General features: G+C 58.1%; 15 protein-coding genes and 1 pseudogene. 7 read left to right on the forward strand and 9 right to left on the reverse strand.

The genetic code is table 11. From position 1 onward, the window contains the following. Nucleotides 1–2,162 precede the first annotated feature (2,162 nt). A complete protein-coding gene (locus I6F21_RS19265; protein ID WP_225140381.1) occupies nt 2,163–3,233 on the forward strand; it encodes a cytochrome-c peroxidase in 1,071 nt (356 codons plus the stop codon). Nucleotides 3,234–3,533: 300 nt separating this feature from the next. Here I6F21_RS19265 and I6F21_RS19270 read toward each other — a convergent pair whose 3' ends face one another. Beyond that, nucleotides 3,534–3,695, reverse strand: coding sequence for a hypothetical protein (locus I6F21_RS19270; protein ID WP_225129537.1), 162 nt, complete (start codon nt 3,693–3,695; stop codon nt 3,534–3,536). 711 nt (nt 3,696–4,406) lie between these two features. Between I6F21_RS19270 and I6F21_RS19275 the strand changes: the two genes are divergently transcribed. The 4 genes and pseudogenes from I6F21_RS19275 to I6F21_RS19290 all read left to right on the forward strand — a co-directional run bounded on the left by I6F21_RS19275 (nt 4,407) and on the right by I6F21_RS19290 (nt 7,350). Continuing rightward, nucleotides 4,407–5,078: an ATP-binding cassette domain-containing protein gene (locus tag I6F21_RS19275; protein ID WP_225129538.1), complete on the forward strand. Its 672-nt coding sequence runs from the start codon at nt 4,407–4,409 to the stop codon at nt 5,076–5,078. Between the two features lie 442 nt (nt 5,079–5,520). Then, a pseudogene (locus I6F21_RS19280) lies at nt 5,521–6,068 on the forward strand (DUF2478 domain-containing protein). Nucleotides 6,069–6,240: 172 nt separating this feature from the next. Beyond that, nucleotides 6,241–6,795: a peroxiredoxin gene (locus tag I6F21_RS19285; RefSeq protein ID WP_225129540.1), complete on the forward strand. Its 555-nt coding sequence runs from the start codon at nt 6,241–6,243 to the stop codon at nt 6,793–6,795. 6 nt (nt 6,796–6,801) lie between these two features. Then, nucleotides 6,802–7,350, forward strand: coding sequence for a carboxymuconolactone decarboxylase family protein (locus tag I6F21_RS19290; RefSeq protein WP_225129542.1), 549 nt, complete (start codon nt 6,802–6,804; stop codon nt 7,348–7,350). Between the two features lie 237 nt (nt 7,351–7,587). Here the strand turns inward: I6F21_RS19290 and I6F21_RS19295 are convergent, their stop codons facing one another. The 7 genes from I6F21_RS19295 to nifH all read right to left on the reverse strand — a co-directional run bounded on the left by I6F21_RS19295 (nt 7,588) and on the right by nifH (nt 15,442). Continuing rightward, nucleotides 7,588–7,884, reverse strand: coding sequence for a ferredoxin family protein (locus tag I6F21_RS19295; RefSeq protein ID WP_027571403.1), 297 nt, complete (start codon nt 7,882–7,884; stop codon nt 7,588–7,590). A 38-nt stretch (nt 7,885–7,922) separates the two neighbouring features. After that, nucleotides 7,923–9,230 carry an FAD-dependent oxidoreductase gene (locus I6F21_RS19300; RefSeq protein ID WP_225129544.1) on the reverse strand — a complete coding sequence of 436 codons (1,308 nt, stop codon included), beginning with the start codon at nt 9,228–9,230 and terminating at the stop codon, nt 7,923–7,925. A gap of 11 nt (nt 9,231–9,241) precedes the next feature. Continuing rightward, the gene (locus I6F21_RS19305) at nt 9,242–10,354 is read right to left on the reverse strand and encodes an electron transfer flavoprotein subunit alpha/FixB family protein (RefSeq protein WP_225129546.1); all 1,113 of its coding nucleotides are present in this window, start codon (nt 10,352–10,354) and stop codon (nt 9,242–9,244) included. 970 nt (nt 10,355–11,324) lie between these two features. Continuing rightward, nucleotides 11,325–11,666 carry a nitrogenase stabilizing/protective protein NifW gene (gene nifW / locus I6F21_RS19310; protein WP_225129548.1) on the reverse strand — a complete coding sequence of 114 codons (342 nt, stop codon included), beginning with the start codon at nt 11,664–11,666 and terminating at the stop codon, nt 11,325–11,327. A 468-nt stretch (nt 11,667–12,134) separates the two neighbouring features. Continuing rightward, nucleotides 12,135–13,322, reverse strand: a complete 1,188-nt coding sequence (nifV, locus tag I6F21_RS19315; protein WP_225183381.1) for a homocitrate synthase — start codon at nt 13,320–13,322, stop codon at nt 12,135–12,137. A gap of 295 nt (nt 13,323–13,617) precedes the next feature. Beyond that, nucleotides 13,618–14,409: a nitrogen fixation protein NifQ gene (locus I6F21_RS19320; protein WP_225129644.1), complete on the reverse strand. Its 792-nt coding sequence runs from the start codon at nt 14,407–14,409 to the stop codon at nt 13,618–13,620. Between the two features lie 148 nt (nt 14,410–14,557). Next, complete coding sequence (gene nifH / locus I6F21_RS19325) at nt 14,558–15,442, reverse strand: nitrogenase iron protein (protein ID WP_027571409.1); 885 nt, start codon at nt 15,440–15,442, stop codon at nt 14,558–14,560. Nucleotides 15,443–15,852: 410 nt separating this feature from the next. Here nifH and I6F21_RS19330 point away from each other — a divergent pair, with 410 nt between their 5' ends. Both I6F21_RS19330 and I6F21_RS19340 read left to right on the forward strand, forming a co-directional pair. Continuing rightward, the gene (locus I6F21_RS19330) at nt 15,853–16,011 is read left to right on the forward strand and encodes a hypothetical protein (protein ID WP_225129550.1); all 159 of its coding nucleotides are present in this window, start codon (nt 15,853–15,855) and stop codon (nt 16,009–16,011) included. Nucleotides 16,012–16,885: 874 nt separating this feature from the next. After that, nucleotides 16,886–17,617 (forward strand): OmpW family outer membrane protein, encoded by a 732-nt coding sequence (locus I6F21_RS19340; protein WP_225144493.1) that lies wholly within the window; start codon nt 16,886–16,888, stop codon nt 17,615–17,617. A gap of 442 nt (nt 17,618–18,059) precedes the next feature. Here the strand turns inward: I6F21_RS19340 and I6F21_RS19345 are convergent, their stop codons facing one another. Next, nucleotides 18,060–18,407, reverse strand: coding sequence for a (2Fe-2S) ferredoxin domain-containing protein (locus tag I6F21_RS19345; protein ID WP_225129554.1), 348 nt, complete (start codon nt 18,405–18,407; stop codon nt 18,060–18,062). Between the last annotated feature and the right edge of the window lie 249 nt (nt 18,408–18,656).

An 18,656-nucleotide genomic window follows, 5' to 3' on the forward strand; every position in this document is an offset into this window, starting at 1 on the left:
TCAACTATTCGGCAGGAATGCGGAGCCAAGGAATGGCCGCTCGGTGACGATAGATATGCTTGATACCCCAGGGACGAAGTGAACTAGATCTGTGATGACTTCAATTGATGATACATTAAGTGAGATCAGATGGCTGCGGAACGAAGTCTGGCGCTGCCGTCGATTCCTTAAAAGGGACCTACCTGACGCAGAGCGCAAGGCCGTTGAGAGGCGTCTGCTTGAACAGCTTTCTGCCTTTGAACGGCTCTTGTCGACGTCGTTTCCTTTGACTTTGAGCCCTAAAGTGTATTCGGCCAAGAGCACCACGATCGGACGAAGCGACTCCCCTGAAGCGCCCATCGAGAACCCCGCAATGGCATCAAGCGGTTCCTCCGGGAAGTCGATGGGCGGCTAAGAGGCTTCCTAGCTGTATCTGTACCTTGAGCCCGCCAGTCAAGACCAGGCTAATTCCCAGCTGAGAAATCTGAGGAAGACCGCTATTGAAGAAACATCCAACGCGAGGATACCGGCGATCTTTTGCCAGTTGTAGCCGATTTAGCCAGCTGCCGGAAAATACTTGGTTGCCGGGCACAACGCCATACCATGATGAGCAGCACGGATTTCTGCAAATGTCCGGCCGCAACCACTGCAGTTTACGCAGATTCCCCTTCCGACCAGTTAGGCCGATGGCAATCTCACGACGGCCTCAAAGTCAGCGAATGGCAGCAGCTCAGAATAAAGCGCAACTGCTGCAGTACGAAATCGAAGTTCGGAGCGCATTACAACCTCGTAACACGCGTGGGCGCACATCGATCGTTGATCGAGGCGAATCGATTCACAGAGCTCAGTGCCCCTGATAAATGAACTGCGGCTCGGCAGGCTGATGCTTCAGCCCGATCGACTTTCGGCCAAGGGCCAAACTCCGGCTCCCGTCAGTCTGGAACACCTAACTGTCGCTCGATTTCTGCGACTGCCGCTCGGACGCCTCACTCTCGATGGAGGACGACCGGAAGCCTGTTGAGACGCCGTCTCGGTCGGTCGTTTCTCTCCGCCGCGATTGGCATCCTGCGGCGGCATTCTCCGCGCAAGTTCTTGAAATTGTCCCTAAGACAAAACATGGCCACGTCCGCATCGCCACGCCCTGTAAAGCGGTTACAGAAGCGCATCACGTCCGGTCTGCAGGAGGTCAAGACTTCCTCGGCCCGCCGATCTCGCGCGCGAGCGTAGCCTGTGCACCACGCCGTTGCGATCGCGATCACGATCGCAATGAGGGCCGCTGCACAGCGATGCGCATTGGGAATCCAGCTCATTCGTCGCTCATGACCCACCAAATCTGTCTTAAGCCGCATATCGGTAACTATTACTCTTTCCTCAATCTGTTTACCGGCGCCTCGGCAGCCATGGTCGCGCTGTTGCGGGGCAGCCGCAATGATTACGGCCTCCCGAATCATCGTCCCGCCACGAATAACACGCTCGTTGCGAAGACACGGAGGTCCAACAGAGATCGGCTGTTTAGCATGTGCGGCGATGCTGGCTCCCAATATGGCGTTCTGCCTTCGCAAGGCCTACAACCTGACGCTACGGTCGATTCAAGCACTTTGAGCGTCGTCCGGCATGTGTGAATCGCTCTGAGACGGGCATGCCCTCATTGGGCGCAGCAGGACGAACTCCCGACAACTGCGCGCCGGACCGGCTGCCTCCGGGGTAGGAACGTTACCGATGCTGGTGGATGACGCTTAGCTTAGTGAAGCGGTTGAAGCCGCAAAGGGCACGCATCGAGACGATCAGTAACAAACTGCGTCGACGCAGCTCCTTTTGTTCGCGATCCGATTTGCAGAGTCAAAAGAGTTCGGTAGATGGGTTTTCCGAGAAGCACAGAGGTTTGGACCGACAGGCCAGGATACCTTGCCTGGTGGTGATTGTCGCAACTGCCACGTACCGTCCATGACAGCCTCATGCGGCCTGCTGCTATTCACGGTGCGCAATTGCTTGAAACCGGCTCAGCAGCTTCGACCTTGAGCCCCGCTGGCACACCGGTTGCTAGTAACACCGGCAGAACGTCAGCCTTGGTGCGGCCTAGCCGGAACACGGAAGACACCATTCGACGTTGACTGCTACAGGTCTTTCTGGGACCGAGGGCTATGTTCGCGAATCCACGATCTAGGAGAAAAGCGAGACTTCACATGAGGAGATTAGCGGTACGCGAGTTTTCCAGGGTCGGCAGGTTAAGTGTTATGGCCTCAGCCATTCTGGTTTCGCCAGCAGCAGGCGCCAATGAGGATTTGATGAGCGCCGCCAAGCGCATTTTCAAGCCGATTCCCTCAACCGTTCCAGCGGTGAAGGACAATCCTATTACCCATGAAAAGGTCACACTTGGCAAATCCTTGTTTTTCGATCCGAGGCTATCGGCGAGCGGGGTTATTAGCTGCAACACGTGTCATAACCTTGGGACGGGCGGGGTAGATGCCGGCCCGACGTCGATTGGTCATCGCTGGCAGCTGGGGTCACGTCGTGCGCCAACAGTCTATAACGCAGTCTTCAACGTGGCGCAGTTCTGGGATGGACGCGCGGCGGATCTTAAGGCGCAGGCCGCGGGCCCTGTCCAGGCCAGCATCGAAATGAATGCGACGCCCGATCGCGTGCTCAGAACATTGAATTCAATGACCGATTATGTCGCTATGTTCAGCAAGGCTTTTCCCAACGATGCGACGCCAATTACGTTTGAAAATTTCGCCAAGGCCATCGAGGCTTTCGAGGCGACCTTGATTACTCCCGCCGCCCCATTCGATCAGTACCTCGAGGGCGATGAATATGCTCTCACTGATCAGCAGAAAGCTGGGCTAAAGCTATTCATCGCAAAGGGATGCTCCTCTTGCCACAACGGAATCAACGTCGGTGGACAAGAATACTTCCCGTTCGGCATGATTGAAAAGCCCGCCGAAAGGCTGCTTCCGAGGGAGGACAAGGGTCGCTTTGCCATCACCAAGGATCTCGGGGACGAATATGTTTTCCGCTCCGCGCCGTTGCGGAACGTCGCGTTGCGCCCTCCTTACTTCCATTCCGGTCAGGTTTGGAGTCTTAAGCAAGCGGTTGGCGTGATGAGTGAGGTTCAGCTTGGCGCAAAGCTCAGTGATGAAGAATCTGACGAGATTGTAGCGTTTCTGAATTCGCTCACCGGGCAGCTGCCAAAGATCGATTACCCGATGCTGCCAACGCGGACCATTGCAACCCCAAAACCTTGCCTAGACAAATAAGCCTTCACGATAGCGACACGCGGCGTTGTGATTAGCGAGGAAGATACCGCTGCCGCAGCGAAATCAGGCGATATCGCGGTCCAAGCTGGAGCATTTAGCAGGCTGCAATTGCGAGCCTCGAGTCCCAACGGTTCGTCGCTGACGCAAGAATTCCTTCGGAGCCTGTAAAAGTATCCAACTTGGGCAGCTCAATCCTGGGTCACCTCGCGTTGCAACAAAGGCCCGCGCGCCTGAGATGCGCCCGCGACCGGTGCGGCCAGGAAGACGTTCTCCCGTAGCTCGCGGGCACAGCATCTCATCTCACATCAGCCCTTTTTCCCAAGCGCCCCGCTGCCGACTTTCACCTCCGCGCACACCGGAAGGTGCGCCAAATCGGGTGACATGGACTTGTGCATCATTGACGAGTTTTACGGCCGCATGTTCGCCAAAGCACCATCTCCAATGCAAGAGGCGATCGATCATCCTCAGCTTCCACTTCGTAGCTCCTGCATGTGCGGTTGGTGACGCGAGCGTCCAAAGCCCTACAATGACATGCGGCGATTTACGCCGAGTGGAGCCCGATACAAAGCCTCCTTCACCGCTAGACGCGCAGATATTCATTGAAGCGGCACGCGGATTGCTGGGCAGGGATCAACCAGTCGCGACGGCGGAGCCGGAGTTCCAATGAGGCTTATCCGATTCATCCAGATCGATCTAGCTTTGATGCTGCTCGCACCCGAGAATGCAGGGGCCACGACTATGGCGACCGGCGCAAACTTCAAATCGGCTAGCAACGCTGTGGGAGGCTTGATGCGGATTTCTGATCCCGAGCCAGTATTCAGCTCTGGCGCGAGCCGACATCTTTACCGTCAAACCTCTCAAGCCGGGCCATTTGGACATTCAGCAGAAGCCCTCGGCTTTGCCAAGCAGGCTGAGAACGTCGCGTTGCTAGGTGTCTCATTGGCAAGCGCAACCGGGCAGCGTCCGATTGTCACAATCCTCGCGGCTGGGAGATGAAGACGCCTCTGGTCTTAACACCGTTCTGCAGTTCGCCGCCGCACCTTATGCCCTCACCCGAGTAGAGACGCCGTGCTGGAGCGGCACGGACTGGATTTTCGGAGGCATGGTCATGATCTCCATTGCAGTGATTGTGCTCGTGTCTTGGATGGGAAGATACAGCACCGGCGCAGGTTCATGAGAGAAGCAAAAGCGGGCTATATAGAGGTTACGTTCAACGGCTCTCTCGCAAACATTCCGCTAGATGCGCAATTCAGCGTACCAGCCAAAGGCGTCACAGCGACTTTTGGTCCGCCCGGGTGCGGCAAGACCACACTCGCGCGCTGCATCGCGGGCGTGCAGCGTCTGCCGAACGCATTTTGTGCGGTCGATGGAGAGATTTGGCAGGATGAGACGACATTTCGACCGCCTCATCTGCGTCCCGTCGCATATGTATTCCAGCTACCAACTCTTTTCTCTCATTGGTCTGTACGGCGCACCCTTCTACATAACGCGTCAAAATCGACACCGACACTGATCGATTTTGATGGTGTGGTCGAATTACTCGCCTTGGCGCCACTGCTCGAGCGTTCGCCATCGCATCTTTCCGCGGCCGAGCGACAGCGACTTGCGCTTGGCGGCGCGTTGTTAGGCCAGCCTAGGCTGCATTTGCTGGACGATCCACTCGTTGTGCTCGACCGCTCCGCCAAATGCGAGATCCTACCATTTCTCGAGCGCCTGCGGGAACAGCTCCCACTGCCGATGATCTACATCAGCCATGACATCGCTGATATCGAGCGTTTTGCCGATCATCTTGTCATGATGAAAGATGGCGTCATGACTGCGGCAGGGCCGCTCCATGTCGTTTAGAGCGATCCGGCGCTTGCCAGGCGCCGCGACGCGGCAGTCTGTCTTGATACCGTGGTCGGCGGCTACGGACGCTATGGGCTGATCATGCTCCGCCTAGAGGGGGCACGCCTTCTGATACCTGGAGTGCCGCTTAGACCGGGCGCGCAGCTGCGGCTCCGCATCGCAGCCGGCGACGTCAGCATTGCGTGTGAGCGCCCGCGTGCAAGCTCTATCCTCAACGTATTTCCGGCACGCACAAAGCCTCTCTGCCGTTCGACGAGGCAGAGGTCACCTTCTTCTGACTGTTGAAATTGGCCGTTCTGGCGTAGCTCTTGGCGCGCATCACGCGCCGGTCCTTTGATGCGCTACGGCTCAGCGATGGAGCGGACGTATTCGCCGAGGTCGCTCGCGCCGTTCCGCTTGCGGCTGCCGAGCGGTGCTTGCAACACCCGCCACGACCCGCATGAGAACGTCGACAGATATTCCCCGACAAGAGAAACACATCAACAGGATCCCAGCCGTGATCGATGATCTGGATCAGATAGGTCCGTATAGTGTGGGGGCAATTCACTACCGCCCAAAAGACGATGCCGATAGGCTACTCGCCCAGTTCGCTCAGGATATCGCGCAGCAAGGCCTACGCTTCGGCGGCATCGTGCAGCGACACTCGATGCGCGCAAATGTGACGCACGTCATGCTCACAATCGACGTTGCGACGGGACAAGAGATCTCGATCTCCCAGCCACTCAGCAGCGGAGGTCCTGTAATCTCGGTACAAATGCGCTTGCCAAGGCCGCAGCTGTCCTTTCCCAGGCACTTCGCAACAAGTTCGATCTTCTCATGACCAACAAATTCGCCAGACAAGAAGCAGCTGGCCGGGGCCTGCGCGCCGAATTCGTTGACGCGATCACCCGAGGCGTAGTCCTAACGGCCGTTCCGAAGAAATGCCTTGCCGACTGGCGACCCTTCAGCGCGGGCGTTGGCACGCTGCTGCCTTGTGATCGTAAATAGTTGGAGCGAAGCGCTTGGCTACTGATTTTTCAGAACTTAGCGCTGATCGACTCTCCAAGCGCGCGAGCATGCTCGTATCAAAGCCGCTGGAATCCACTCCCGAGAACGGATGGCATATAGTTTGCTTCAACAGTGAAATCACGATCTACAAAAGCAAATTTGTGAGGACAGCATGCTCGGAATTGGAAGTCAGTTGCCGCCGTTCGAAATCACAGGCGTGAAGCCAGGTTTTCAAGCGCAGGAAGAAGGAGGACAGAGTGCATTCGAGACGCTGACCGAGGCGAGTTTTGCAGAAAAATGGAAGGTCATCTTCTTCTATCCCAAGGATTTTACCTTCGTCTGCCCGACAGAGATCGCTGAGTTTGCGCGGCTCTCCAAGGAATTCGCCGACCGCGATGCGATTGTACTCGGTGGTTCGACTGACAACGAGTTCTGCAAGCTCGCTTGGCGGCGCTCACATGTCGACCTGCACAATCTGCCAATCTGGCAGTTTGCAGACACAAAGGGAACGCTCGTCGATGGTCTTGGCGTGCGTTCACCTGAAGGGGTTGCTTATCGTTACACCTTTATTGTTGACCCCCAAAATACGATCCAGCACGTCTATGCGACCAATCTCAGTGTCGGGCGCAGTCCTAAGGACACGCTCCGCGTTTTGGACGCGCTGCAAACCGACGAGCTCTGTCCCTGCAACCGCGAAATCGGCGGCGAAACCTTGAAGGTTGCTTGAGGCAGCATGTCGTCGATCGAACAACTAAGCGACAGGATTCCAGATTTTGCGAAGGATGTCAGGCTTAACTTGACCTCCTTGGTGGCCGATGAGACGCTTTCGCCACAGCAAAAATACGGGCTGCTGCTGGCGAGCGCTATTGCCACCCGCAACGCAGCCCTGATTGCCGCGATCGAATCGGCTGCCGCCGCCGTGATGACATCTGTGGCGATCGCCGCAGCAAAAGCCGCAGCCTCCCTCATGGCAATGAACAACGTTTACTACCGCTTCGCTCACCTCGTTTCCAACTCGCAATACAAGACGATGCCGCCACGGCTGCGTATGAACATCATCGGCAATCCCGGCGTCGACAAGTCCGATTTCGAGCTGTGGTCGCTTGCGGTCTCGGCCATAAACGGCTGCGGTGCTTGCATCGATGCCCATGAGAAGACACTGAGAGCCGCGGGCGTCAGTTCCGAAGCGATCCAGACCGCCGTACGCTTTGCCGCGATCATGCAGTCAGTGGCGATCGCAATCGAGGCCGCTGGGCCCACCCCCTCTCGGGCGAGGGGCTGATCCTTCTTCTGCCATACGATCGACTGCGTTGTGGCGCCACTCAGTGACGCCACAACGAGCCCTTTGCGGCTCCCGAACGAGCGGGACATCTGCAAATCATGTCTTGCGCAGCGTCCGCATGAAGAGCGTCTTGCTCGAATTCCAGGCGCCGTGCAACTGACGCGGAATGCGCCACACATGCGGTGAGATCCTATCGCCTAACCTCGGTCGCACCACGGCCCGCCCTTTTTTCCACCATCACCCAAACTTGAACAGCACTCCATATCCGCCGCGCGGATGGCTCCATTCGATGTCGCCGGTGGGCTCGGCGATCACGCGGCAGGTACCGCACTCGATGCAGCCGTCAACGGTTATCTCGACCTGGCCGTCGTCATTGAGCTCGTAGCATCGCGCGGGGCAGGCTTTCAAAAGTGCAAGTAGCTGCGGCGATGGCGTCGTGTGCGCACGGACCTTGACGTGAGGATGACCGATGTCGACAAGATAGCGGTTGTAATACAGCTTGTCTTCGACGCGCACTGGGGGTTCGACATTCATGCTTTGACCTTCCATTGTTAGCCTTCACGCTGTCCCGGTCAGCGCCAGGCCCGTGCAAAACGATAAGCATCGCCGAACAGACCTGTCCATGACCTCGCCTTGGCAAAGGATTTCAGGGTCGCCTTCTCCTTCTCAGCCTTGGGCGTACCATCGACGCGCACAAAGTTTTGCATCGCCTTGGAGATGAGCTGCGGATAGGTGAGAAAGAAGTTTTGTGAGTGCGTATGCATCAGGGGCGGCAAATCCTTGTACTTCTTTAGATCTTTGATGACGAAGGAGTCGTCCAGCATCTTCTTGTAGATCGCCAGATTTGTTGCACTCATCGGCTCGCCGCGCGATTTCACCAGACCTATCGCTTCGGCGGCGATACGGCCGGAAGTCATCGCGAGATTGGAGCCCTCTCGATGAATGGCATTGTTGAGTTGGGCCGCATCGCCCACGACGACCCAGCCTTCGCCATAAAGCTGCGGGATCGACTTGTACCCGCCTTCAGGAATGAGATGCGCCGAATATTCCTTGACTTCGGACCCTGCTATCAGGGGCGCCACAGAAGGATGCCTCTTGAATTGATCGAGCAGGCCGTAGGGCGTCCGGCCCGTGCGCTGGAAGTCGGCAACGAGACAACCGATGCCGAGCGAAATGCACTCTTTGTTGGCATAGATGAAACCCATCCCTGTCATGCCGTGGGAAATGGTACCGGCCGCCTCGATCACGACGCCTTCATCGCCCTTGAGATTGAAGCGCGCCTCGATAGTCTCGCGAGGCAAGAAGTGCATCTCCTTCACCGCGAGCGCAACGTTATCGGGTCTCGGCCGCGCGCGCAGGCCCGCGCGCGTCCCGAGCAGGCCATTGACCCCCTCGGCCAGCACGACGACATCGGCATGTATTTCGCCGTCTCGGCGATCTGTACGAACACCGACGATTCTTTCACGCTCGTCCCGTACAAGCTCGGTGACGGTCGTCTCGCACAGCACGGTCGCGCCAGCCTCCCGCACCTTGGAAGAGAACCATTTGTCAAACTGGGCCCGTATAATCGTATACCGGTTCGGCCGTTCCTCGTTGAAGTCGTCTGAGCGGTAATGCATGCCGACATGGGAGCGATCGTCCATCATCCAGAACCGCTGCTCGATCAGATGACGTTCGAGCGGCGCCTCCTCTCGAAACTCGGGGACCAGCTTTTCCATCATGTCGGCATAGAGGATGGCGCCCTGCACATTCTTCGATCCGGGATATTCGCCCCGCTCGAGCTGCAGCACCTTCATGCCGCGTTTGGCCATGGTCAATGCCGCCGCATTGCCGGCCATACCGGCTCCGACCACGATCGCATCGAATCTCTCTTCAATCATCATCATCTCCTCTAGGCCGTCGCGATCCGGGCGCGCGAATTCGGCAAAAGCCGGGCGCGAAATGCGGCCGTGAGCGAGGGTAGCAATTGCATGGCGTCACTGACGATCGCGAGATGGGCGAAGTCGAAGATCGGAGCGTTCTTGTCAGTATTGACGGCGACGATCAGATCCGCGCCCTCCACACCAACCCGGTGCTGGATCGCGCCGGAAATGCCGGCGGCAATATAGAGCTTTGGCCGGATGGTCTTGCCCGTCTGGCCGATTTGCCGGTCAGACGTGACCCAGCCTTTTTGCACCAGAGGACGCGAGCAGCCATATTCAGCGCCAAGCAGCGTTGCGAGCTCGCGCACCAACCGAAAGTTCTCAGGCGATCCCAGTCCCAGACCGCCCGCAACCACGACATCGGCATAGGCCAAATTGGACGTTTCTGCATCGCGGTCGGGTAGGAACGACAATATTTTTGTGACAATATCGTCTTCGATAAGACCGAGCGGATGGACGATGATACGAGCGGCATCGCGTACGACGCGCTCAGGCATCGGCATGACCCGCGGGCGGACGGTTGCCATCTGCGGACGATAATTCAAAGTATAGATTGTGCAGAGCAGCGAGCCGCCAAAGGTCGGACGCGTTGCCGCAAGCGAACCATCGGCGTCGACGTCCAGCGCGGTGCAGTCGGCAGTGAGCCCGGTCGACAGGGTCGTCGCCACGGAACCTGCGAGATCGCGACCGAGCGTCGTCGCCCCCAATAGCAGGATCTCGGGCTTGTATGTGTTGACGAGTTCGGTTAGCGCTTTTGTATAGGATTCGTTGCGGTAATCCGACAAAACATTGTCGCTCACGAGATAGGCCAGGTCGGCGCCATAGCAAAAGGCATCAAGCGCGGCGTTACGTGTGTGCTGCCCCTCCGGACCGATAACGACAGCGGCAAGATTCACTTTTAGCCTGTCGGCAAGCCTGCGCCCCGCCCCCATGAGTTCCCAGGAAACCGGATGCACCTGGCCGCGCTCCAGCTCAACAAAGACCCAAACGTGTTTGTACGCCTTAAAGTGCTCCGGCAGTTCCTTTTTTGCTGCTGCGCGGCCGGCCGCCGCCGGCATGGCCGTTCTGGTGACATTGCTCATACTCAAAATTCCCCTCAAAGATAGGCGCGCCCGCGCCACAGGTCGCTTTTTAGCTTCGTTGACTGAAGATCACTTTTGGTCAGCAGGTGGCCGGTTGCTCTGCCCCGTCAGCCTGGTCCGACCGGCCGCACAACAAGACCCGTCGTCGCGATAGACGTACCGGTCCGGCCGGATTTGGAGAGGTCTTCCACACTGGACCCTTGCGCGCCGGGTTCGACGAATGCGGCCGCGGTGATTCTGACCGGTCGCTTCCATGCCTGAGTTGGCGTGTCCGTTCGCTGCGCAATACCTGCGCCTCACTTTCGGCCCAGCGGCTCCACATTGACTGTGACGGCGAGGGCGATCCCCGCAACGCACCTGTCACGCAATCCATCCCGAGCCTCCAGCGCCGACAACCCGCATGCGCCGACCTTGGCCCTCTTCCTAACGTGCTGTCCGCCATGAGATGGATACAAATCTGAGCGGAATCGGGGGCCGATTTGATGGGGATGACGCTGTGCATACCCTCTCCAGGTGTAGCGCGAACGGGCGACTTATCCATTGACCACCATCTGACCGTCGATACGGAACTTCGATCGCGTCAAAGACCATTTCGAACGGACCTGCGCGATCGTAGGCCACGAGATGATGCCGCAGCGCTCGGCAGGCAGTAAAAGCAGCATCATGGGTCTCCTTCAATCTCATCTCGGACGACTAGCATCTGTCGGCAGCGATGATCATACCGGCAGGACAACAGCAAGTGTCGTACCAGTTGCAAAAACCCTTGAAAGTCAGTCGAAAGTAATGGTTTGGGAGACACTTGAAATAGCCGCTGATACCGTGGACACGACCAGTCCAGACATGGGTCGGGAATACGACAGGCGCCGCTCGGGTCGTGGTTGCAGAGAGTTGACCCGGATAAGGACGAAGGCTGCACATCGGGTTGCCATGGCGCCCCGCCGGCAAACCTTGCTTGCAGTGGACCGCGAGATCACTTCAGCTCGCTCAACGGGACAAAGGCAGCGGCCTTCTTAGGGTCTGCGACGGCATCCTTCAAAACCTTGAACACTCGCTGGTCGATCGGTGACGATGCCACGAAATCGGCATAGGCCTGCTCCAGCATCGCCTTGCACCGAGCTCTGATTTCCGGCTCGGCGGCACCAGCAAATTGCTCTTTGGCAAGATACTGTCCCATGCGCTTTAAGATGTGAAGGCGCGCGACATTCACGATCTTAGGGTCGTAATCGACGCCTAGCAGCGAAAAAAAATCCTCTGCCGACGAGGCCTTGCTGAGCCGAACCAGGATACCGGCTGCCGGGGATGAGTTGATCATCGAAACTTCTCCTTCAGATTAGCTCTGGACGGTCAATGAGATGGGGTTGCGCCTGTTGACTGCTGCCGTCCTGCCTCGCACAGCTGATGCGCACGCCACAACCCGGAAAGCGGTGCTCTCAACTTCGCTGCCCAGATCGGCGGGTCCGCCGGTGACGAAGCCAGTCCCGATGAAGATCCGGGATCAATGGCCAAACCACGATCTAGGTTGACGCTCGTCAGGACGGTCGTCGGACCGGAAATCAGCCGCGCGAGAAGATGCCGATTGGCAGTCCGGGGACGGCTCGTCATTGTGTAGGAGATCACAGCATGTATGGCGGAACGGGAACTAAGATTTGGAGGTGAGATCGCGCCAGGGATCTGACGTGCGAAAGCTGGGCGCCGCTTGCGCCATCAGCGACATGGGACACTGTCCTTGCGGCGCGTCGGTTTGCGAAGGGTCGACGCAAACGTTGCTGGGCACGGCTTTTCACGCGGGCTGGGTTGCCAAGCATCCGCACACGTCGCGCCAGATCGCCGCCACGGTTTCGCGCTCGACTGGCAGCTTGTGCTCGATCGCATACTTGCGGACTTGCGACAGGATCTGCCTGGCTTGATCGTCGCTGGCGACGAGCTGCAGTTCATCGAGTAACGCGGTGATCGCCGCAAGTCCGGAATGCTTGCCGAACACAAAGCGGTTGCAGCGGCCAAGCAAAACGGGATCAAGCGATTGATAGGTGCGTCGATCCTTCAAAAGGCCAGCGACATGAATGCCGGATTCGTGCGTAAATACATGCTGTCCGACGATCGCCTTGTTCATAGGAATCGCACGTGCGGCCGCGGCTGCTACCACCGTGGCGACGTTCTCGAGCTCCCGGAGTATGATGCCGGTCTCGCGCCCGTAGAGCTGCTTGAGTGCGACCGCGATTTCCTCGAGCGGTGCATTTCCGGCCCGCTCGCCCAGCCCGATGACGGTCACTGAGGCGTGGCTCGCGCCAGCCCTGATGGCGGAGAGCGTGTTCGCGGTTGCGAGTCCTAAATCATCGTGACCGTGAAATTCGAGTTCGAGATCGGTTGTCGCACGCAAATTTCCGACCAGCGCGTAGGTCGCGTCGGGATCGAGCACACTGAGCGTATCTGCAATACGAAAACGACGCGCGCCCGCGGCTTCTGCAGTCGCCATCAGCCTGATGAGAAAATCAATGTCGGCGCGGGAGGAGTCCTCACCACCGACGGCGACCTCAAGTCCGCGCTCACAGGCATAGCCTACCACTCGCTTCACCCGTTCTAGCGCCAGGTCGCGATGACCACCTAGCTTGGCCGCGATCTGAACATCGGAGGTCGGGATCGAGATATTGATCATGGACACCTTTGCTTCGATCGCCGCGTCGATGTCAGATTCCCGCATCCGGCACCAGCCTATGGTGGTCAGCGGAAGATCTGCTTCGACAATGGCGCGGATGGCGGCGATCTCCTCGTTGCCCATCGCCGGCGTTCCCGCTTCGATCTCCGTGACTCCGGCCCGCGCCAGCGCCTGCGCGATCGCCAGCTTTTCCTCTGTGGTGAACGCAACGCCAGGTGCCTGCTCGCCGTCGCGCAATGTCGTGTCGTTGAGCACGGTAGGCTTGGCGCGCACCTGGTCGGACCAGGACGATTTGGCGGCGGTGCTGGCGGCAATCACGCGAGAGCTCCTCATTGTTTGACCTACCTACGCTTCAGCAACCAGCATGCCAGCCTGCCATCCCGTCCAACCCATTGACGAATGACCCCTTCCGTCCTCGACCTTCTTGAGCAAATGAATTGTCGCAAATGCGACAGGTCATGAAGCGGACGCCTTGCCTGTTGCTACGCCGAGTTCGAACGTTAGCAATTGCGGCTCGCCAGGATGTGAGAATTGTCGCGGTCCACTTGGGCCCGCCGCCGCCTTGGACACATGGTCACTCGCTCACATCGAAGCGGCGTCGGCCGCGCCCTCAACCTCCCGCGCGACTTACCAAATCCGGCGAGGCTTTCTCGGATGACGGGGCGATAGCGGACGCTCCTGGCAGTTCAGATGGACAGTCTCCGGCAACGACCGGCCGAGCCGCCCGGAACAGAAGATCGCGCCGGCGCTCGGCCATCCGGCTCTCACCGCTTTCTTCGCCGAAGCACAGGTTGAAGTCGTCACATTGCTTGCACACAGGTGTTGTGCACATCACGAGCCCTTCATTCTCGCAAAGCATGCGGTAGAAGAAACGCTTCCAGCGCATATTGTTGACATTGCGCGCGGCGAGCGGCGCGAAATGGCGGCTCAGCAGCCGAGAGAGCTCGCCACGATTGCGCAAGCCGAGCGCTTCCCACAGGTGGTCTGGCTCAATGGCACGGCGCGCGATCATCGCAGCCAGCCAGCGGCCGATATCCCCTTCCGTCGAGCGTTGCTCGAGCAAGAGATCGCGCAACATTGCGATCTCGTCGTCCTCTTCGCACTCGAAATCCGAGAGCTGCTCCGCGAGCTTGATCTCAAGCGAGGGAAAGTACTGCTCCAGCAAGGCCACCAGTTCAAGGCCGGACAGGCCAGCCTTCTCGGGAAGAGAGCCACCATCCATTGTGGCAGCCGCCAGGATAGACGCCAGGACATGGCGATCGAGATCGCTGTCAATGGTAATATCGGCATCTGTAGGAGGCACACCGGTGAGCATGCGATAGGTTGCAATTCCCCTGTGCATCTGGCTGTTGATATCAACGGCACAAGCAGCCGGCGACGGAAGGAAGTGCGCTTCGAACATAATTTTGCGGGTTTCCACAATGGTCAGGTTTGCGTGCCGCATCCTGGTTTTGATCAGGGTCGATCGTCAGAATGCCGGCCTCCCGGGATGGGCGGTGAGGGAGACCGGCATCCGTCGCGCGCCTTTACAAGGCCGCGACTCGCGACCTTTACGAGGCCGCGAGTTCGGCGGCGGTCTTGCCGATGATGGATTCATCCACGGGCTTCATGATGCCATGCTCCATCAGCATGTCCTCGAGCTCGTCCATGGAGATTGGGGTCGGGATGATGCCTTTGCCGCCATTGTTATGAACCTTGGTCGCAAGATTGCGATAGTGATCGGCCTGCTTGGAATCGGGTGCATATTCAAGCACCGTCATGCGGCGTAACTCGGCATGCTGCACCACGTTGTCGCGTGGCACGAAGTAGATCAGCTGAGTGCCTAGCTTCTTGGCCAACGCTTCCGCCAGTTCCAGCTCCTTGTCGGTCTGCCGCTCGTTGCAGATCAGACCGCCCAGCCGCACGCCGCCAGAGTTCGCGTATTTCAGGATGCCTTTGGAAATGTTGTTCGCAGCATACATCGCCATCATCTCACCGGACATCACGATATAGATTTCCTGCGCCTTGTTCTCGCGGATTGGCATCGCAAAACCACCGCAAACGACGTCGCCGAGCACGTCGTATGAGACATAGTCAATGTTCTCGTAGGCTCCGTTCTCCTCCAGGAAATTGATCGAGGTGATGACGCCGCGGCCGGCGCAGCCGACACCCGGCTCAGGACCACCGGACTCCACGCAGCGAATGTCCTTGTAGCCGACCTTCATTACGTCCTCGAGCTCGAGGTCCTCAACGCTGCCGGCGCTCGCTGCAAGGCTCAAAATCGTGTCTTGCGCCTTGGCGTGCAGAATCAAGCGGGTCGAGTCCGCTTTCGGATCGCACCCTACAATCAGAATTTTCTGACCCATCTCGGCCAGCGCCGCCAGCGTGTTCTGCGAAGTGGTCGACTTGCCGATGCCGCCCTTCCCGTAGAACGCGATTTGTCTCAGTGAAGACATGTTGCTCTCCATCAACCGATTTGCCAAAAGTTGCGCGCTTCTTGCGCGCGAGCTTGTTTCTCTCTCAGAAACGGGGGCACACGGGTTCGAGGGAAGGAGCGCATCGCTCGTGTTACGCGTCGGCGTGCACTCAGCCCTCACTCAGTGTTGCTGTCGCTTATTAGCAACCGCCGTGCCAACGCTTGACCGCGCTCCTTAAGCTTCTGATTACGTTTCTAAAAAACACCAGCCGGTGAGTGAGGCCTTGGCTATTTTGGATCTGACAGGATCTGCGCGACTGTCAGAAAACTAACAACGGCCACAACAATCTACGCGAAAAGCCGATTTGGCGAGACCTGTTCCGATGCCTTCTGGTGTGGAACGGCACTTTGTCCTCTTCTCGCAAGCCGGGCGATCCTAGGACAGTGAATATGCCGGTCGGGCTCGAAACCTGGCGGACCAGCCGCGAGTGTTGCAAATACGGTACGGCGCTTGATGCGCTGACATTGGAGATGATCGGCAAGAAATTCGAATGGGCTCCCGAAAGCAGCCGCGCCATGCCAATCGTTCAGCTCAGCGCGCCTACATAGGTATGTCGTGGCGACAATCATCTTTTATCAGAAGCCCGGCTGCGCCACTAACGCGCGTCAGATTCAAGCTGAAGTCCGACGTGATCGCCCGAGACATCTTGAAAGATTCATGGGATGCGGAGAAATTGCGCGGCTTCTTCGGCAATGTGCCGGTCAAAGCCTGGTTCAACCGAGCTGCCCCCCGTATCAAGTCAGGCGAAGTCAATCCGATACTATCGACCCGGCAAGCGCGCTCGCATTGATGATAGTCGATCCGCTCCTGATACGACGACCGCTGATCGACGTAGACGGGGCACGATGTGCCGGACTCGATCATGAGCCCGTGCTGTCCCTGCTTGGCGGCAACACGCAAGATGATCTCGGCGGATGCTTGCACGAAGCAAACCGTACGCGTTGTCCGCAGACGTGAGAAACGGGCGGAGGGTACCCACCGCTATCAAGCGAGGCAGAGATGCCGTTTCCCACTTCCGGCTTCCTTCACCGGTAGTAAGCGACGGGACCTTCCCTGAGGCGCTCGCACGAGTGACTGCTCCGTAAGGGGCATCGCCTCTATTGCGCTCGAATGCCGCGCTTCTCGCCTGTGTAGTGTGTGAGAGGCCGCCGCAGTTGCCGCCTTTATCGCGCATGACCTCCGCGGCACGGATTGGATCACAGCACCAAGGCGAGAAGCGGTTTCTTGAAGACATTCTGCTCTATTCAATTGAATAACGATCAGAACAGATCACAACGCTTCGCGGCCGTGATCCTTATGCAACTTAGCGGCATAATTGCGCTATGGCCGCTCCCATTTGATCGGTATCAAATCCTCCGCCATTCCCCAGTGTCACAGAGATCTCGCGCGGCTCTTCGCGCCGATTTTGGAATGGAGAATTCGATGAGAACAAGGACAGTTCTGACGAGGGCATCGCTCCTCGCGCTCGCGACCTCGTTGGCCAGCATCTCGGTACAGGCTGCGGATCTGGGTCGGACGCCGGTCTACTATAAAGCGCCTCCGATCGAACCCTTCAATCCATGGATGATCCGCCTGCGCGTGCTTGGCGTTTTGCCGGATACCGCAGGCAGCTCGGTCAGCATCGCCGGGGCCCCCTCGCTGTCCTCACCAAGTTCTGGCCTTTCGATCAGCGATCAAGCCGTACCCGAGCTCGACATCACCTATTTCTTCACAAAAAACGTTGCCGCCGAACTCATTCTCGGCGTGACCAGCCATCACATCAGCGGCAATGGCGCGCTCACTGGCCTCGATATCGGCAAAGCCTGGCTGTTGCCGCCAACACTGACCCTGCAATATCACTTCACCGAATTCGGCGCGCTCAAACCCTATATCGGTGCGGGCATCAACTACACCGCATTCTTCAACCAATCGGCAGCCAATACGTCGCCCGCCGGTCTTGCGGTGACGGATTTGCACATCAGCAACCAATTCGGCGCGGCGGTCCAATTCGGCTTCGATTACATGCTTGATCGTCACTGGGGCCTCAACTTTGACGTGAAGAAGCTGTGGCTGCGGCCGGAGTACTCCGCGACCGTAAACAATGCGATTGCCGTCACCGGGCGCGCCAATATCGATCCATGGCTCGTCAGCGGCGGCGTCACTTACAGGTTCTGACGCTAGAACAGGAGCAGAATGGGGAATCCGTTTGATCATTCCGGACGTACGAGCTCATCGAGCGCGTCCCCTAACCTCACCGCTGTGCAAGCAGGGAGCGAGATGACGCGTCAAGGACGCGTCATCTCACGAGAAGCGGGGAGCCATTCGCAGCATTGCTCTCGCTGTAAGCTACGGATCGCGCGGCATGGAGTGACGGTACACAAACAGATCGACCCAGCATGTGTTCATATTCTTGTTCGCGTTGCAAAAGGCGCCATTTGCCGATCGGCCCGGAGAAAAAAGGCAACACCCGCGCCGAGGTCAATGACCTGCTGTTCGCAGACCCAGAGCGTGAGGCCTCCGCCCAACCTCAGACGATCCTAGCTCCGGGCGGCCAGCTCATGGACTGACAAGCCGTCCATGCTTGCTAGCCCGGGCACGTGGCCGCTGGGCGAAGCCTCTAGCTTCGCTTTAGCACCATCACAAGGCGGTCGACACGTTTGCCCTGCTTGAGGTGGGAGTTTACGATTTCGTCAACGTCCTCAGGCGTGGTCGCGCGATACCACACTCCATCGGGATAGACTACCATCAAGGGACCAGCGTTACAAAAGCCAAGGCAGCCTGCCATCGTGAAGCCAATATCGTTGAGGCCTTGCGCTTCGACCGCCTTGCTCATTCGATCCCACAGGGCTTGCGCGCCAAAGGCGCCACAGCTGCCGTGCGGATGAGTTGGCGGACGCTGCATGTTGCAGGCAAAGACATGATGCCTATAAAGTTGAGGAAGTTCGAATTCGGCTTCTGAGTTCATGCGCCTGTCCTGTGATCAATGGGCTTCATCTGAAAAGATGACAAGGTGCGAGCACGTCGCTCCCACAATCTCTTACGATTAAACGCTGCATCGAAGACTTTGATGCTACTGATTCCCACTCGCGCTTGCCAATGCTGGCGAAATGAGCGGGTGCCATAGTGGTTGTCATCGCTGAAGATCAGCGATAGACACCTTCGCGTCCGGATCAGCCTCTTTGATCAATTCCAACCTCTTCTGCCATCATCGCGA

The sequence above is a fragment of the Bradyrhizobium sp. NBAIM03 genome, from assembly GCF_020194055.1.
Lineage (GTDB): Bacteria > Pseudomonadota > Alphaproteobacteria > Rhizobiales > Xanthobacteraceae > Bradyrhizobium > Bradyrhizobium yuanmingense.

What these genes read in the sequence shown, in the direction of transcription:
- I6F21_RS19320 (WP_225129644.1), bottom strand. Translation starts at nt 14,409, where the DNA reads ATGTTCGAAGCGCACTTCCTTCCGTCGCCGGCTGCTTGTGCCGTTGAT.
- I6F21_RS19305 (WP_225129546.1), bottom strand. Translation starts at nt 10,354, where the DNA reads ATGAGCAATGTCACCAGAACGGCCATGCCGGCGGCGGCCGGCCGCGCA.
- I6F21_RS19265 (WP_225140381.1), top strand. Translation starts at nt 2,163, where the DNA reads ATGAGGAGATTAGCGGTACGCGAGTTTTCCAGGGTCGGCAGGTTAAGT.
- I6F21_RS19345 (WP_225129554.1), bottom strand. Translation starts at nt 18,407, where the DNA reads ATGAACTCAGAAGCCGAATTCGAACTTCCTCAACTTTATAGGCATCAT.
- I6F21_RS19290 (WP_225129542.1), top strand. Translation starts at nt 6,802, where the DNA reads ATGTCGTCGATCGAACAACTAAGCGACAGGATTCCAGATTTTGCGAAG.
- nifW (WP_225129548.1), bottom strand. Translation starts at nt 11,666, where the DNA reads ATGATCAACTCATCCCCGGCAGCCGGTATCCTGGTTCGGCTCAGCAAG.
- I6F21_RS19330 (WP_225129550.1), top strand. Translation starts at nt 15,853, where the DNA reads ATGCCGGTCGGGCTCGAAACCTGGCGGACCAGCCGCGAGTGTTGCAAA.
- nifH (WP_027571409.1), bottom strand. Translation starts at nt 15,442, where the DNA reads ATGTCTTCACTGAGACAAATCGCGTTCTACGGGAAGGGCGGCATCGGC.
- I6F21_RS19340 (WP_225144493.1), top strand. Translation starts at nt 16,886, where the DNA reads ATGAGAACAAGGACAGTTCTGACGAGGGCATCGCTCCTCGCGCTCGCG.
- I6F21_RS19295 (WP_027571403.1), bottom strand. Translation starts at nt 7,884, where the DNA reads ATGAATGTCGAACCCCCAGTGCGCGTCGAAGACAAGCTGTATTACAAC.
- I6F21_RS19300 (WP_225129544.1), bottom strand. Translation starts at nt 9,230, where the DNA reads ATGATTGAAGAGAGATTCGATGCGATCGTGGTCGGAGCCGGTATGGCC.
- I6F21_RS19270 (WP_225129537.1), bottom strand. Translation starts at nt 3,695, where the DNA reads ATGATCGATCGCCTCTTGCATTGGAGATGGTGCTTTGGCGAACATGCG.
- I6F21_RS19275 (WP_225129538.1), top strand. Translation starts at nt 4,407, where the DNA reads ATGAGAGAAGCAAAAGCGGGCTATATAGAGGTTACGTTCAACGGCTCT.
- I6F21_RS19285 (WP_225129540.1), top strand. Translation starts at nt 6,241, where the DNA reads ATGCTCGGAATTGGAAGTCAGTTGCCGCCGTTCGAAATCACAGGCGTG.